This window comes from Nocardia nova NBRC 15556 (assembly GCF_001613005.1).
Lineage (GTDB): Bacteria > Actinomycetota > Actinomycetes > Mycobacteriales > Mycobacteriaceae > Nocardia > Nocardia nova.
Genome location: NZ_BDBN01000001.1, coordinates 211,370 through 226,980 on the forward strand (window position 1 = coordinate 211,370; position 15,611 = coordinate 226,980).

Genomic DNA, 15,611 nt, shown 5'->3' on the forward strand with positions numbered 1-15,611 from the left:
AAACCGCGCCCGATCGCGCGGTTTTCTCGCATTCTCGCCGAGGTTTGCACGAAAAGTTCGGTGCCGAAGCCGGGCGCAACGGATCCCAGTCCCCTGCCGGTGGTGCGGCAGGGGCCTGCGGGTCACGCGTTCAACAGGCCCTTCGCGATGTGCGTGACCTGGATTTCGTTGCTGCCGGCGTAGATCATCAGCGACTTCGCGTCGCGGGCAAGCTGTTCCACCTTGTACTCGGACATGTAGCCGTTGCCGCCGAACAGCTGGACGGCCTCCATGGCGACCTCGGTGGCGGCGCGGGAGGAGTAGAGCTTCATGGCGGACGCTTCGGCGAGAGAGACGGATTCGCCGGCCGCGGTGCGTTCGATGGCGTTGAAGACCATGTTCTGCACGTTGATCCGGGCGACTTCCATCTCGGCGAGCTTGAGCTGGATGAGTTGGAAGTGGCCGATCTCCTTGCCCCACAGCGTGCGCGATTTCGCGTAATCGACACAGAGCCGGTGACATTCGTTGATGATGCCCAGCGCCAGGGAGGCGATGCCGATGCGTTCGGCGGCGAAGGATTCCTTGGCGCTGTCCTTGCCGTCGCCTTTGGCGGGATTCTCGGTTTCGCCGAGCAGGCGGTCGGGCGTCAGGCGGACGTTGTCGAAGACCAATTCGCCGGTGGGGGACGAATTCATGCCCATCTTCTTGAACGGCGCGCTCTGCACGAAACCGGGCATGCCCTTGTCGAGGACGAAGGTCAGCACCTTGCGGTCGCGGCGATCGGTGCCGTCCTCCTCGTCGAGTTTGGCGTAGACGACGGTCACGTCGGCGTACGGGCCGTTGGTGATGAAGGTCTTGCGGCCGTTGAGGATGTAGTCCTCGCCGTCGCGGCGGACGTAGGACTTCATACCGCCGAATGCGTCGGAGCCGGAATCGGGTTCGGTGATCGCCCAGGCGCCGACCTTCTCGAACGTCACCAGCTCGGGCAGCCAGCGCTTCTTCTGCGCGAGGGTGCCGCGGCTGCGAATGGTGCCGACGGCCAGGCCGAGGCTCACGCCCATCGACGCGACGAGGCCCAGGCTCACTCCGGCCAGCTCGCTGTTGAGGATGACGCCCATACTGCCGGAACCGCTGAAACCGCCGGACTTCCCCGGCGTTCCGGCTTCCTCGCGGGCCAGCGATTTCGCCAGCCCCTCGCGCGCCATCTCGTCGAGGCCGAAGGTGGCATAGAGCTTGCGGATGATGTCGAACGGCGGCAGTGCCCCGCTTTCGAGCCGGTCGACATGCGGTTCGATCTCCTTCTTGATGAAGCCGCGCACGGCGTCGCGAAGCATCAGATCTTCGTCGGACCACTTGTACATGTCGTCAACTCCCGAGTATCGCCGGAACGGTCGTCTCGAATATAGAACACGTTCTAATTCGGAAGTGCCGCCGCGTCGTCGCGCGCGACCCGAGCCGAAGGGAATCGACTCTCCCCACCGGTGGTGCTCGACCGGCTCCCGCGGCACCGCGATTCTGAGATGATCTCGCGGGCAACAGGTCTCATCCCTCGCGTGCGCAGGCACGTCGACAGTCGAAGGGTTCCGTGATGACGAACCGACCTGCTTTTCCCGATGCGAACGAACGCCCCCTCGATACCTGCCTACGCCTACGCAAGACCGCTCCGGTGGTCGAAGTCGACTTCCCCGGCGGGGTTCCGGCCTACCTCGCGCTCTCCCATCGGGCGGTCGAGGAGATCCTCGCCGGCGACAACAAGACCTTCGCCCGGGATCCGAAACACTGGCCCGCCCTCTACGACGGCTCGATCCCCGAGGACTGGCCGTTCCGGGCGATCGTGCAGGGCGATCATCTGTCGACCAAGGACGGTGCGGACCATCGGCGACTGCGCGGCCTGGTCGGGAAGGGATTCACTCCGGCTCGGGTACGGGATCTGGAGCCGCGGATCCAGGCGATCATCGACGGCCTGCTCGACGGTGTGGCGGCCGCGGGGGATCCGGTCGATCTGGTGCCGGCGTTCTGCGACGCGCTGCCGATGGCGGTGATCAGCGAGCTGTTCGGCGTACCGGAATCGGAGCGGGCGCAGCTGCGGCAGTGGACGTTGACCTCACTGTCACAAGAGATTTCGGCCGAGGAGGCGTTCTCGACGCAGGTGGCGCTGCGCGGCTATCTCTACGAGTTGGTCGAGCGCAAGCAGCGCGAGCCCGGTGACGATCTGACCTCCGATCTCGTCCGGGCGCGGGACGAGGGCGATCGGCTCACCACGGACGAACTGGTCGCCATTCTGTGGCTGATGTTGATCGCCGGCCACGAAACCACCGTCTACCTGATCGGGAACGCGGTCGTCGCGCTGGGACGGCATCCCGACCAGCTGGCCCTGGTGAAGGCGGAGGATCGGTGGGCCGACGTCGTAGAGGAAACGCTGCGCTACCGGCACTCGGTGATGATGACGAGTTTCCGATTCACGCTGCAGGACGTGACGATCGACGGGGTTCCGATTCCGAAGGGCAAGGCGGTCGGCGTCGTCTACCAAGCCACCGGAGTGGACACCGCGCAGCACGGTGAGACCGCCGACGAATTCGACATCACCCGCCCGCCGCGGCCGCACCTCGGATTCGGGCACGGACCGCGCTACTGCATCGGCGCACCGCTGGCCCGGCTGGAGGGCCGGCTCGGGCTGGCGAGCCTGTACCGGCGGTTCCCGGACCTGAGTCTCGCCGTGGATCCCGCCGAAATCCCTTATACGCCTTCGTTCTTCACCGTGGGGCCGGTGTCGATACCGGTTCGTCCCGGCGCCGATCGCGGCTGAGCCGACACGACGACGCCCGCGAGACCGGTTGTCTCGCGGGCGTTTCGGGCCGTGGTCAGCCGCGGATCATCTCGGTGTCCTCGACATCCTCGGAGTCGAGGACGACCGCCTCCGAGGAGGCCGAGCGGTTGGGCAGCAGCACCGCCATCACGATGACGATCAGCGCCAGGCCGGCGGATATCCCGAAGGCCAGCCGCATACCCGACAGATGGGCGACGAGCGGTGCGATCCCGCGATCGGTGAGGGTGGTGGCGCGGGCGGTCATCACCGTGACCACCAGGGCGGTGCCGAACGCCGCGGCCACCTGCTGCAGGGTGCCGAGCATCGAGCTGCCGTGCGAGTACAGATGCTGCGGCAGCGCGCCGAGACCGAGGGTGAAGACCGGGGTGAAGGCCGCGGCCAGCGACACCATCAGCAGGATGTGCAGCGCCAGCAACTGCCAGTACGGCATGGTCAGCGAGATGCGGGTGAAGCCGGCCAGGGCCGCCGCGATGCCGACCGCACCCGGAATCACCAGCATGCGCCCGCCGAAGCGGTCGAACAGGCGCCCGATCGTCGGCCCCAGCAGACCCATCGCCAATCCGCCCGGCATCACCAGCAGACCGGTTTCCAGCGGTGACAGCGACCGCAGGTTCTGCAGGTACAGCGGCAGCAGGATCATCGAGCCCATCATCGCCAGGAAGGCCACCGCCATCAGCACGAGTGCCTTGGTGTAGGTGCCGGACAACAGGATTCGCAGATCGAGCAGGGGAGATCCGGTGCGCTGGAGGTGGATCTGGCGGGCGGCGAACACCGCGATGAAGGCCACGCCGGCGGCGACGATCAGCGCCGGGATCACGATGTTGCCCACCTCGAACCGGCTGAGGCCGTAGACCAGGCTGCCGAAGCCGAGGGCCGCGAAAACAACACTGGCCCAATCGATCGCGCCGCTCTCGGGTTCGCCGACGTTCTCCAGTTTCCGCAGGCCGAAGAAGGTCACCGCACCGGCGATGGGCAGCACCAGCAGGAAAAGCCAACGCCAGGAACCGATCTGGAGTACCAGGCCGGAGATGACCGGACCCATGGCCGGAGCGACCGAGATGGCGAGGGTGACGTTACCCATGACCCGGCCGCGATCGTGTTCGGGCACCACGGTCATCAGGGTCGTCATGAGCAGCGGCATCATCACCGCGGTGCCACCGGCCTGTACGACGCGACCGACGAGCAGCACCGCGAACGACGGCGCCGCGGCCGACAACAGGGTGCCGGCGAGGAACACGCCCATCGCGAGCGCATAGGCGCGGCGGGTGGTGACACGCTGCAGGAACCATCCGGTGACGGGGATGACGGCCGCCATGGTGAGCATGAACGCGGTCGACACCCACTGCGCGGACCGCTCGGTGACGTGCAGATCGGTCATCAGGCGGGGGATCGCGTTGATCATGATGGTCTCGTTGAGGATCACCACGAAGGTCGCGAGGACCAGCAGCCGGATCACCGCGGGGGTTCTTCGTCCGGCCGGGTGATGGACTGGTTCGGCGGGCATGTGTACCTCCGGGTGTTGCGACGCAGAATGTCCGACCGACGTCGAGCCACTCCTCTGTGCCTCGAACGCCACACCAGACCTGACGACCGTGACCCACTCAACTCATCGGTGCCGCGCAAGTATTCCGGTGAACCGGACACGTGAGCACGTGGTTTTTCGCGCCGAACCGCACTGATAGCCGCGAGAAACGACTGCTCACCTGCGCCTGTTCCGTGGGGCGCGCAGGGGAGAGACGCTCGTCACACCGTGGTGGCCTGGGCCGCGGGCACCACGGCCTCCGACCCGTCACCCCGGCCGGTCGCGGGCAGCGGACCGAACAGTGCCCGCCCCGCCCGCCAGTTCTCCCACAGGCGCGTGATCAGGATCGTGAACGCCGTGTACCCGCCGCCGAGCAGCACATCGAAGACCCAGTGCTCGCCGCCGTAGACGAGGGTGAAGCCCATCGCGCACGGATAGATCACCAGGATCGCGCGCAGCCACCAGTGCCGCGTGAGCGGCCACAGCGTCGCGGCCACCAGTACCGAGAACGCCGTGTGGAGCGAGGGCACGGCGGCGACGTAGTTGCCGTGGTCCTCGAGCCATTGCGCGCTCACGTTGGGATCGACCACGCCGAGCCCGAAACCGGATATGCGCCGCACGTGTTCCGGGATGGCGCCTTCGCGCCCCGCGTACCAGGGCGGCGCCGCGGGCACCAGCACATAGGTGACCAGCGCCAGATACGACAGCAGCAGAATCCGGCGCATATACCGGACCCACAGCGGCCGGGAGTAGACGTAGAAGATCGCCGCGACCGCCCAGGGCAGGATGAAATGCGTCGTGTAGACCACGCCGATGATCGGCGTCCACGAGGGCTGGCCGTCGCCGGCCAGATGGTCCTGCAACCAGATCGTCGGCAGGGTGCCGCCGAACATCCAGCGATCGGCGGTGACGAGTTCGTGCATGCGCAGCGGCATGCCGAGTTTGTCGGCGAGGTCGCGGGTGTAGTCGTAGACCATGAGCGCCGCGATCAGCGGCAGCCAGTCGGTCAGTACCCGGATGTGCTCGCGCCAGGGCCGGTCGACGGTGAAGGCGAGAACGCCGCCGATCATCCACGCGGCTTCCTGCACGCGGCCACCGGGTAGTGCTCCGGTGATCAAGGCCGCGACCAGTGCTGCCAGGTAAGCGAACCGCACGGCGTAGCGGATCAGCCGCCGTTGGCTGGTCGGCTCCGCGATTTCGGTTGTCTCCGGCTGTACACCGAGCATTCGGCCAGTGTGCCACCCACATTCACGGGCCGGACACATCCATCCGGTTCGCGTGTCGGGGAATGTGGTGTCCCGGAGTAGCACATACGCACTTCTCATCGCCGCACTCAGCACGGGCAGCACCGCCGTGGCGACCGCCACCGGACTCGCGAGCATGTTCGCCGGAAACCTCTGATCGGCGTTCGCCGGATACCCGGAACGGCGGGGGTCTCTCGGTAGAATCCGTCCCCGATGAGGTCTCACCGGGTCGGATGGGGAGGATGCGGCAGTGCTGGAGGTGTGGGGGCGTCGGACCGCGGTCAGATATGCCGACGGGCGGATCACCACCACGCCGCTGGGCGTCGACGACGATGTCGCCATGGATGTGCGGGTCTGCGATCTGCGTGACGCCTGCCTCGCCGAGGCCGACAGCGGTGACCTGCTGATCCTGCTGTATTTCCGGGCGCCGGACTATGTGATCAAAGGCGTTGCCACCCGGCGCAATCCGGCGACGATCTTCCTCGAACCCGAGGTGTTCACGCAGGCCGCCACACTGGTCCGCGCGATCGGCGACGATCTGCTCGAGATGCGGCGCATCGTGCGGCAGCGGCCGAATCTGACCCCGCCCCGGCCGGTTCCGGGGCAGTACGGTCCGATCCGTCCAGACGTGTCGCGCGCGGCCGAGCGGATGCGCACCCCGGAAATGTGCGCGCGGGAGCTGGCGGCCCTGCACGCCTACGCCCGACCGGACGAATACGTCCTCGAATGCGCACCGTGCGGCCATCGCGGGGCGCCGGGGCTGGTGGTGATCACCACCCTGCGGCTGCTGTTCGTATCGGCCGGGGCCACCTACGAATTCCCGGTGGCCGCGCTGGATCGCACCGATGTGGCCGCGCCGCCCGGATCGGTGGCGACGCTGCGCGTTTCGGACGGCAACACGGATCTGGAATTCGTCTCCACCGAGGCCGAGGATCTGCTGCGCGTCGACGGTGCCGTGCGGCTGGCCTGCGAGATCGAACATGTCGACGGTTCCATCGTGATGGCGCGTCCGTCGTCGCTGGACCTGTTCGGCGAATGGCAGTTGCTGGTGGAGCGGCGCAAACTCGGCATGGTCGACACCGAGCAGTTCAAATGGGAGGGCATCGGCATTCTGCGCGCGATGCCGCAGTAACCGCCGTCAGTGGAACGGGGAGAGGCCGAATACCGGCGCGCCCGGATGCAGCGCCACCCGCCGCCACGGACTCGACGGACGCATCAGCAGGCCGCGGATCATCCAGCGGCGTTCGTCGACCTGCTCCTTGGCCGCGGCGAGGTCCTGGGTGGCCGCCCAGAAGATGGCGCCGGTGAGGAAGCCGGCCGCGAACTGCCGCCAATTGCGGTAGTGCTGCTGGGCTTTGGCGAGCGCGCGGCCCAGCAGCGTCCACGCCTCGTCCTCGTCCAGATATCCGGCGGTGTGCGCGGCGCGGGCGATGAAGACGATGCGCGAGAGGTCCCAGGCGGTGGCATCGGTGTTGAGCGGTTGCGGTAGCCGGTCGACGATGCCGAATTTGATGGCCTGCAACCAGGCGTCGTAATCGCGGTCGATGCCGTTGACGCCACGGTAGCCGCGCACCTCGGACACGGTGTGCAGGAATTCGCGGTGGCTGTCGGCGAGGCCGGTGCGGTCGACGCGGGTGGTGTCCTGGGCGGCCGCGGTCGCCAGCGGATGCACCATCGCGAACAGCGGTGCGTGCATCCCGCTCAGCAGTCGGCCGATGGTGTCGCGCGCATCCTCGGCGTTGTCGACACCCCACGATTCGTGCAGGCCCTCGATGGTGGATTCGCGCCGGGTCTCCGAACTTCCGGGGTGTTCCGGCTGGAAGGCGACGGTGTCGTTGTAGGAGCTCCAGCTGCGGCCGTAGTACGCCCCGATCGCCAGCGCCCGGATGCGATCCTCGCCGATCGCGACACCCGACCATTTGTCCGAGCCGGGATCGAAATCCGAACTCGGAAATCCGCTGACGCGCGGCAGTCCGTGCGGTCCGGCGACCATCGTCACCACTGCACCCCCTCGCCCGTGAATACTGTCCGTGCGAGCCTACCGACCGGCCCCGCCGGAGCTCGTGAACCCATCGCGTACTTTCGAACCGAACCCGGCCCGCGAAGGAGTAGGACATGCAGACCGTGACGTCGCAGGACGGCACCACCATCGCCTTCGACCGGATCGGTTCCGGCAGTGCGGGAACCGTCGTGCTGATCAGCGGCGCTTTCGGTTATCGGCAGGTCCCCAACACCGTCGAGCTGGCGCAGGCGCTGGCCGAGAACTACGGCCTGCGCGTGCTCAACTACGACCGGCGCGGGCGCGGCGACAGCGCGGACTCGCCGGGGGTCTACGACAGCGCCAACGAGATCGCCGACATCCGCGCGCTGGTCGAGGCCGAGGGCGGATCGGCCGCCCTGTTCGGCTGGGGCTCGGGCGCGATCCTGGCACTGCTGGCCGCGCGCTCGGGCGCGATCACGGGAATCACCGACGTGGTCGCGTTCGAACCGCCGTTCGTGGTCGACCCGAAGGATCACGTGCCGCCCAAGGACGCGGAGGAGAAATTGCGCGAGCGCGTCGCGGCAGGCAAGCGCAGCGGTGCGGTCCGGTACTACATGACCAAGGTGATGGGTGTGCCGGGGCTGGTCGTCGCGGTCATGCGGATGTCGTCGGTGTGGAAGAAGCTGGTCGCCACCGCCGATTCGACGGCCCACGATTTCGCTGTGCTGAAACCGTTTTCGCGCGGTGAGACCATTCAGCCGGAAGACTGGGCCGCGCTCACGGCGCCGACCCTGCTGCTGATCGGCGATCGTTCCGCCCCCGCGCTCACCAAAGGGGCCAAGAAGATGGCCGAGGTGCTCCCGAATGCCGAATTGCGGGAGCTGCCCGGCGTGAGCAACGATCCGGTCGCCGCCGAACTGGCCCCGGCGATCGGTGAATTCCTCACGCGCACACGGTGATCGGCGCGGCCACGACGACCGGCTAGGGGATGCTGGCGGGTGCTCGCACGACCCGCCCGCCCAGGCGTTCGGTCACCTCGAAACCCTGCTCGCGGAACCAGCGCGCCAGGATCGGGACCGCCGAATCGTCGTCGCGGAACGTGGGGACCAGCTGCGCGACGATATGCATGCCGTGGGCGTCGGCGGTGCGGCACAGATGGCGCAGCGTCGCGGTGCCCAGGCCCATCCGGCGCAGCGGCGGAATCACATCGATGTGATCGAGTTTGACGGTGCTGGCATAGATTTCGAACTGGACCGCGACCGGTCCCTGATCTCCGGCCAGCGTCGCCGGATCCGCCGGCACCGGGCGCACCTCGCCGGGCAGGTGCACGACGAGCCGGCGTCGCGCCTCGTCGTCGGGCGCCATGCGGACGGCTTGCACCACGCGATCGGTGATATCGCTGACGGCCGTGCGGTCACCGTCGGCGGCGAGCGGACGGATATCGGTGGTCCTGCGCGCTGTTTCGCGCAGGGTGCGCACCCAATGCGGATCGGCCTTGCCGTAGCGCTCGGCGAGCTGACCGATGGTGTGCTCGAGTCCGAAACAGCCACCGAAGGTTCCGGTGTCGCCGCCCGACAGCACGCCCCACCGACGGTCGTCGGCCCCGACGCAATGTCGCGCCAGTTCGGCGCGGATCTCGTCGCGGCGGCGTTCGGCCTGATCGACCGCCGCGCCGGGCAGAATGCGCAGCCAGCGTTTCCATCCGTCGAGATTGGCGCGGATCCGGGTACCGGCGAGATCGGCGCAAGCCTGCTGGTAGTTGCTCCAGGCTTGCTCTCGTCGCTGGATCAGCTGCCGATCCGGGCGGGTGGGATCACCGTCCGCGGTCGGCGTGTTGTCGTCCATATTTATCTACGGTACGACGGAAGTGCAGGGTGACCGGGGTGTTGGGAAATCGCCGGTGGTGTGTCGCCGACGCCGGGTGGCAGGCGGCGGAGGATGCCTCGGAGATTTACCGATCGATTGCGCCCGGCGTGTCGGCTCAGGACTCGGTGGGCACCTTGGTGCGCAGCGAACGCAACGACGCGGGCAGCAGCGGTTCTGCCGTCGTGGGCCGCGGTGCGGTGACGACATACAGGGCGACCAGCAGCACGCTCAGCCACACATAGGTGTCGCCGACCAGATGCTGCCACGGCGTCCAGGCCAGTTCGCGGTTGTTGTCGCCGGGTTCCCAGTTCTGCGGGCCGATGGTGAACACGACCGCGGTCGCGATGATGATCGCGTACCAGATCATCGCCGACCGGCGCGGCAGCCGAGTCGCGACGCCGACCGCGGCCAGCAGGCCCGGCGCGATCCAGACCCAGTGGTGCGACCACGAAATCGGCGAAACCAGCAGGGTGAAGACGGCGTTGAACGCCAGGGCCAGCGCCGGATCGGCGACCGCGCGCCGCATCGCCGCCACCACCAGCACCAGCAGCGCCAGACTCAGCAGCGCCCACAGGGCGGTGAAGGCCGGTTCGGGGACCTGGAAGCGTGACAGCACGCCCTGAATCGACTGATTGGTCCGGAAAGCCGACCCGCTGAGGCCCGAGACATTGCCCATACCGCCGAACCAGTACTTCACCGATTCGTGCGGCATCAGGGCGAACGCGATGCCGGTGGCGACGGCACCGGTGATCGCCGCGGTGAGCGCCGAGCGGTAGTCGCGGCGAACCAGGAAATAGAGGACGAAGGCGGCCGGGGTCAGTTTGATCGCCGCGGCGATGCCGACCAGGACGCCGCGCGGCCAGCGGGTGCGTTTGGGCAGGCAGTCGGCGGCGACCAGCACCATCAGCAGCAGATTGACCTGCCCGAAATCCAGTGTCGAATGCACCGGTTCCAGCAGCATGCCCAGCGGAATCGCGCAGGCGCTGGCCCACAGCACCACCTCGGTGCCGCCGCTGCCCCAGACCCGGCGGGCCACCAGATAGAGCGTGATCGCCAGCGCCAGCGTGGAAACCACGAAGAAACTGATCGCCGCGGCATTCCACGGCAGCAGTGCGAACGGGCCGAGCGCCACCGCGGCGAAGGGCGGATAGATGAACGGCAGACTGATCCCGAGCGTGGTTTTCGGCAGACTGCCGTACATATCGGCGCCGTCCCACATCGCCTGCACGCCCAGGCGATACACCTGGAGGTCGATGAATTCGCGCTTGATCGGCTGCAGGGGCCAGCTGGGCCGCAACAGCCAGAACACGCTCAGGGCGACCAGCAGTACCGGAACCAGCCAGACGAGCCGACCGATGCGGTGGGCTCCCGGCATGCGAGGTCCCGACAGCGGCCGGGCGGATGTGGAGACGCTAACCATCCGGGACGAGGTTACCGACTGCGGGCGCCGGAGCGAAGCTGGGGGCGAATTTCCACCGGAGGCACCCGATAGCATGAATTCGCTATGACGACTCTGCCCGAGCAGCCGGGAGACCGCTCGGCCGAGGCCCCGCTGCTGCTGACGAACGCTCCGCCGCGCACCCTGTCGTTCGGTGATCAGGCCGCGTTCTGGGCCAACCTGGGCGTGAGCCTGATCGGCTTCACCGGAGCCTTCTACGTGCTGCAACCGGCCGGCCATCCCCAGTTGCCGGTCACGGCGGCGGTCCTCGCCACCGCGGTGGGAACCGTGCTGGGCACCGCGATGGTGGCGGCCGCCGGCGCGGTGGGCGCGCGCACCGGCGCGCCGGCGATGGCGAACTTCCGCGGACTGTTCGGCACCCGGCTGTCGTATGTGCCGACCGTGGCCAACATCGTGCAGTGCATCGGGTGGGGTGTGTTCGAGCTGACCGTGATCGCGGGCGGGGTCGCGGCGCTCACCCACGGGAATCTGCCGCACGGTGCGGTGATTGTCGGGGCCGGTGCGTTGTGTACGGCGATGGCGATCTGGCCGTTGAACGTGCTGCGCATTCTGCGCAAGTACGTGACGGTCGCGGTGGCGGTGGCCATGGGCTGGTTCACGATTCAGTTCCTGCGCCAACCGCTGCCGCCGGTGACCGGTACGTCGTGGAGCGGATTCTTCCCCGGCGTCGATACCGCGCTGGCGGTGGCGGTGTCGTTCGTCCCGCTGGCCGCCGACTACACCCGCCACGCCCGCGGCGCTCGCGCCGCTACCGGGGCCACGATGGCCGGCTATTCGATCGCGCAGACCTGGTGCTATCTGCTCGGCATCGTCGCGCTACTGCAGGCCGGCGGTGATCCGGACCGGATCTTCGACACCTTCCTCGGCGTCGCGGCCGGATGGCTGTTCTTCGCGGTGCTCGTGCTGCGGGAATCGGATCAGTCGTTCGCCAATGTGTATTCCACCGCGATGTCGCTGCAGAATCTGCTGCCGCGGGTGGATCGGCGCTTCCTGGCCGCAGCGGTGGGTGCGCTCGCGACCGTGCTGGCGCTGGGGGTGCACGACTTCACCGGTTTCTCGAATTTCCTGCTGCTGATCGGATCGGTGTTCGTCCCGCTGTGCGCGGTGCTGGTGGTCGACTTCTTCCTCGGTCGCGGCCGTCGTGGGTGGAATCTGTCCGAGAACGCTCCCGCCCGTCCGCTCCTGCTGGTGCCGTGGCTGCTGGGCTTCGTCGTGTACCAGGTGCTCAATCCGGGATCGGTGGATTGGTGGGCGCGGATCTGGCTGCGGGTGCAGGACCTCGTCGGTGTGCATCCCGGCTGGTGGTCCTCCGCCTCGCTGTACTCGTTCCTGGCCGCGGCCGCCTGCACCGGTGTGCTGGCCCGTCTCGAACGGCTGCCCGCCCGGGCCGAGCCGGAGCGGACGTCCTGAGCCGGGCGGGAGACGAGTCCGCGGAGACGGGCGATCAGGTCTTCGCGATGGGCGAAAGCGGGTCGGCCGCACCGGCATTCTCCCCGCTGACTCCCGGCGAGCTGGGAGATCTGTTCGCCGAGCCCGGCGCGACACCCGTGATCGAATGGCGCAGCCGGCGGCCGTTGTCGTCCACGGCCCGGGTGCGGCTGGGTGACGGAACGCAAGTCGTGGTGAAGCGGATGCCTTCGGCGCTGCGCGATCCCGGGACCCTCGCCCCCGAACACGCCTTCATGAATCATCTTCGAGCACAAGGCATTCCGATTCCTCGCGTGCGGGCGACCGAGCGCGGCGAGTTCACCTACGAAATCCAGGAACTCGGGGCAGGCGAGGACCGGTACCGCGACGACTTCTCGTGGAGCCCCTATCACTCGGCCGCCGATGCGGCCGCGGCCGGAGCGATGCTCGCGCGCCTGCACCTCGCCGCGGTGGGATTCGAGGCACCGGAGCGCCCGCCGCATCCGTTGCTGGCCGGGCTGTGCACCGATCCGGCCGCGACCGTCGACCGCTACGTCGCCGCCCGCCCGGAGGTCGGCCGATTTCTGGCCGCCGAGCGATACTCGGACGCGGTGCGGTCGCAGGCCGGACGGCCGATGGAGCTACCGGGCGCGACGCATGCCCCCGCATCCGAACTCGCCGCCGCGGTCGCGACGTTGCCCCCGCTGTGGACGCACAACGATTGGCACGGCACGAATCTGCTCTGGTCGGACGGCGGGGTCACCGCCGTCCTGGATTTCGGCCTGGCGAACCGGACCGTGGCCGCCTTCGATCTCGCCACCGCGATCGAACGCTTCGCTGTCGACTGGCTCTCGATCGCCGCGGGCGGCCCGGCCCGGGTGCAGGCCGGGCAACTGGGCGCGTTCCTGCGGGGTTACTGCGAGATCAGGCCGCTGCATCGGGTGGAGCGCGAGGTCCTGCCCGACCTCTTCCCGCTCGTGCACATCGTCTACGAATTGTCCGAAATCGATTACTTCCTCACGATTCCGCCTCGTCGGCAGGTGCGCAATGCCCGGATCGCTTACCGTAACTACTTTCTCGGTCGCTCGGTTTGGGCCGCATCGGCCGAGGGCAAGGCCTTCACGACCATGTTGCGACGACTGACTGCCGAGTGCTGTTAGGTTGCTGTCTGCGGGTCACGGGGGATCGGTGACAACGGAGGAGACGGGTGTGGCTGAGCCGACGCCAACGCAGAACACGGCCGGATCGGTGCCGAACCCCCGGTGGGGTGGTCTGCTGCGAACCAAATCGGTCGAACAATCGATCCGGGATACCGATGAACCCCATTCCAAACTCCGCAAGGATCTGACCGCCTGGGATCTGACCGTCTTCGGTGTCGCCGTGGTGGTCGGCGCGGGCATCTTCACGCTGACCGCGCGCACGGCCGGCAATGTGGCGGGGCCGTCGGTCTCGCTGGCCTTCGTCTTCGCCGCCGTCGCCTGTGGACTCACCGCCCTGTGCTACGCCGAATTCGCCTCCACCGTCCCCGTCGCGGGCAGTGCCTACACCTTCTCGTACGCGACCTTCGGCGAGCTGGCGGCGTGGATCATCGGCTGGGACCTGATCCTCGAATTCGCCCTCGCCGCATCGGTTGTCGCGAAGGGATGGTCGCAGTATCTGGGTGAGGTAATGGGCTCGCGCTCGCCGATCGTGCATTTCGGGTCGGTCGAATTCGATTGGGGCGCGGCCCTGTTGATCGTCATCCTGATGGTGCTGCTCGTGATCGGCACCAAGGTGTCGTCGCGGGTGTCTGCGATCGCGGTCGCGATCAAACTGTCGGTTATCGCTGTGGTGATCGTGGTGGGGCTGGCCTATTTCGAGCCGTCGAATCTGAAGCCCTACATTCCGCCGTCTCAGCCCAGCAGTACCGGGGAGGGCCTGCACCAGACACTGTTCCAATGGCTGACCGGCGCCGGTGACAGCAACTTCGGATGGTACGGACTGCTGGCCGCGGCCAGCCTGGTGTTCTTCGCGTTCATCGGATTCGATGTCGTGGCCACCACCGCGGAGGAGACGAAGAATCCACAGCGCAATGTGCCGCGCGGAATCCTTGGCTCGCTGTTGATCTGCACCATCCTGTATGTGGCCGTGACGCTGGTGCTGACCGGCATGGTGCCCTACACCGAGCTCGCCGGCAACGACGCCACCCTCGCCACCGCGTTCAAACTGCACGGGGTCACCTGGGCCAAGAACATCATCTCCGTCGGCGCGCTGGCCGGTCTGACCACCGTGGTGATGGTGCTGTATCTGGGCCAAACCCGCGTGTTGTTCGCGATGTCGCGCGATGGCCTGCTCCCGCGTCGCCTGGCCCGGACCGGGCGCTTCGGCACTCCGGCTGCGCTCACCATCGGCGTCGGCACGGTCTGTGCCGTGCTGGCCGGATTCGTGCAGTTCGGCACGCTCGAGGAAATGGTGAACATCGGCACGCTGTTCGCATTCGTGCTGGTGTCGGTCGGTGTGATCATCCTGCGGCGCACCCGCCCCGATCTGCCGCGCGGATTCCGGGTGCCGCTGGTGCCGCTGATCCCGATTCTCGGTGTGCTGGCGTGCCTGTGGCTGATGTTGAATCTGTCGGTGGAGACCTGGCTGCGATTCCTGATCTGGATGGTAATCGGGTTGGTCGTCTATTTCACCTACGGTGTGCGGCATTCGGTGCTGCGCTCGACACCGATCTCCGACACTCCCGCGGCGGCGTCCGAAGGCCGAGCTACCGAGGGCCGAGCTACCGAAGGCTGACTTTCCGGGGGCTGGTCATCCGGAGGCTGGGCACCCGCAGACGCCGCGAAGGCCAGGGCGCGGGCTCGATCGAGCTGGTCGATCACCACCTCCCAGGCGGGGTGCCCGGCATCCGGCGCGTCCAGCAGATCGCGATGGATACGCAGCAGCGTGCGGGTGGCCTCGGCGGTATGCGCGGCCGCCTGCAGCGCGGGGGCCGACGGCACGGTGGTGAAGTGCAGTCCCGCGATCCGATGGGCGAGCCAGTACGCCTCGAAATGCGCCTGGGCGCAATGCTCCTCGCGTTGTTCCCGATCGTCGGTGGCGTAGGTCGCGGTACCCGGCCCGGCGGCGCGGGCCCGTTCCTCGAGTGCGGTGAGATCGGGAGCGCCGGTCAGGGAGTGGCGTAGATCATCGCCCATCATCCGGTACAGCAAACCGGCGAGCAGGGCGTGTTCGACCGCTGCCGAATCGGTTCCGGACATTTCCGAAATACGGGCTTGCTCGGCGGCTTCGTCGGTATCGGCGCGGAGCACCGCCAGCGCGGCCCGCAATTGCGCAGTGGTAGCCAT

The 15,611-nt window shown here is 67.7% G+C and carries 13 protein-coding genes; 6 read left to right on the plus strand and 7 right to left on the minus strand.

All coding sequences use genetic code 11. The features are described from left to right. Positions 1–122 precede the first annotated feature (122 nt). Complete coding sequence (locus NN2_RS00965; protein ID WP_063009391.1) at positions 123–1,340, minus strand: acyl-CoA dehydrogenase family protein; 1,218 nt, start codon at positions 1,338–1,340, stop codon at positions 123–125. Between the two features lie 227 nt (positions 1,341–1,567). Between NN2_RS00965 and NN2_RS00970 the strand changes: the two genes are divergently transcribed. Next, positions 1,568–2,785 carry a cytochrome P450 family protein gene (locus tag NN2_RS00970; protein ID WP_082856624.1) on the plus strand — a complete coding sequence of 406 codons (1,218 nt, stop codon included), beginning with the start codon at positions 1,568–1,570 and terminating at the stop codon, positions 2,783–2,785. Between the two features lie 55 nt (positions 2,786–2,840). Here the strand turns inward: NN2_RS00970 and NN2_RS00975 are convergent, their stop codons facing one another. Both NN2_RS00975 and NN2_RS00980 read right to left on the minus strand, forming a co-directional pair. After that, the gene (locus NN2_RS00975; protein WP_063009395.1) at positions 2,841–4,310 is read right to left on the minus strand and encodes an MDR family MFS transporter; all 1,470 of its coding nucleotides are present in this window, start codon (positions 4,308–4,310) and stop codon (positions 2,841–2,843) included. A gap of 239 nt (positions 4,311–4,549) precedes the next feature. After that, the gene (locus tag NN2_RS00980; RefSeq protein ID WP_064902079.1) at positions 4,550–5,554 is read right to left on the minus strand and encodes a phosphatase PAP2 family protein; all 1,005 of its coding nucleotides are present in this window, start codon (positions 5,552–5,554) and stop codon (positions 4,550–4,552) included. 268 nt (positions 5,555–5,822) lie between these two features. Between NN2_RS00980 and NN2_RS00985 the strand changes: the two genes are divergently transcribed. Then, positions 5,823–6,704 carry a hypothetical protein gene (locus NN2_RS00985; RefSeq protein ID WP_063009397.1) on the plus strand — a complete coding sequence of 294 codons (882 nt, stop codon included), beginning with the start codon at positions 5,823–5,825 and terminating at the stop codon, positions 6,702–6,704. Positions 6,705–6,710: 6 nt separating this feature from the next. Here NN2_RS00985 and NN2_RS00990 read toward each other — a convergent pair whose 3' ends face one another. After that, entirely contained in the window at positions 6,711–7,565 is an 855-nt protein-coding gene (locus NN2_RS00990; protein ID WP_063910627.1) for a DUF1266 domain-containing protein, read from the minus strand. A gap of 122 nt (positions 7,566–7,687) precedes the next feature. Here NN2_RS00990 and NN2_RS00995 point away from each other — a divergent pair, with 122 nt between their 5' ends. Next, positions 7,688–8,512: an alpha/beta fold hydrolase gene (locus tag NN2_RS00995; protein ID WP_063009399.1), complete on the plus strand. Its 825-nt coding sequence runs from the start codon at positions 7,688–7,690 to the stop codon at positions 8,510–8,512. 22 nt (positions 8,513–8,534) lie between these two features. Here NN2_RS00995 and NN2_RS01000 read toward each other — a convergent pair whose 3' ends face one another. Both NN2_RS01000 and NN2_RS01005 read right to left on the minus strand, forming a co-directional pair. Further along, positions 8,535–9,398 (minus strand): N-acetyltransferase, encoded by an 864-nt coding sequence (locus NN2_RS01000; RefSeq protein ID WP_063009401.1) that lies wholly within the window; start codon positions 9,396–9,398, stop codon positions 8,535–8,537. 136 nt (positions 9,399–9,534) lie between these two features. Further along, on the minus strand, positions 9,535–10,839 hold the full coding sequence (locus NN2_RS01005) for a glycosyltransferase 87 family protein (RefSeq protein ID WP_081879853.1): 1,305 nt from the start codon (positions 10,837–10,839) through the stop codon (positions 9,535–9,537). A gap of 84 nt (positions 10,840–10,923) precedes the next feature. Here NN2_RS01005 and NN2_RS01010 point away from each other — a divergent pair, with 84 nt between their 5' ends. The 3 genes from NN2_RS01010 (at position 10,924) to NN2_RS01020 (ending at position 15,060) form a co-directional block, all read left to right on the plus strand. Further along, on the plus strand, positions 10,924–12,288 hold the full coding sequence (locus NN2_RS01010) for a purine-cytosine permease family protein (RefSeq protein WP_063009403.1): 1,365 nt from the start codon (positions 10,924–10,926) through the stop codon (positions 12,286–12,288). Positions 12,289–12,335: 47 nt separating this feature from the next. Beyond that, a complete protein-coding gene (locus NN2_RS01015; RefSeq protein ID WP_063009405.1) occupies positions 12,336–13,445 on the plus strand; it encodes a phosphotransferase enzyme family protein in 1,110 nt (369 codons plus the stop codon). An 88-nt stretch (positions 13,446–13,533) separates the two neighbouring features. Next, complete coding sequence (locus tag NN2_RS01020) at positions 13,534–15,060, plus strand: amino acid permease (protein ID WP_063009474.1); 1,527 nt, start codon at positions 13,534–13,536, stop codon at positions 15,058–15,060. Here the strand turns inward: NN2_RS01020 and NN2_RS01025 are convergent. Continuing rightward, positions 14,958–15,611, minus strand: a complete 654-nt coding sequence (locus NN2_RS01025; RefSeq protein WP_063009407.1) for a hypothetical protein — start codon at positions 15,609–15,611, stop codon at positions 14,958–14,960. The two genes, NN2_RS01020 and NN2_RS01025, sit on opposite strands and share 103 nt — an antisense overlap.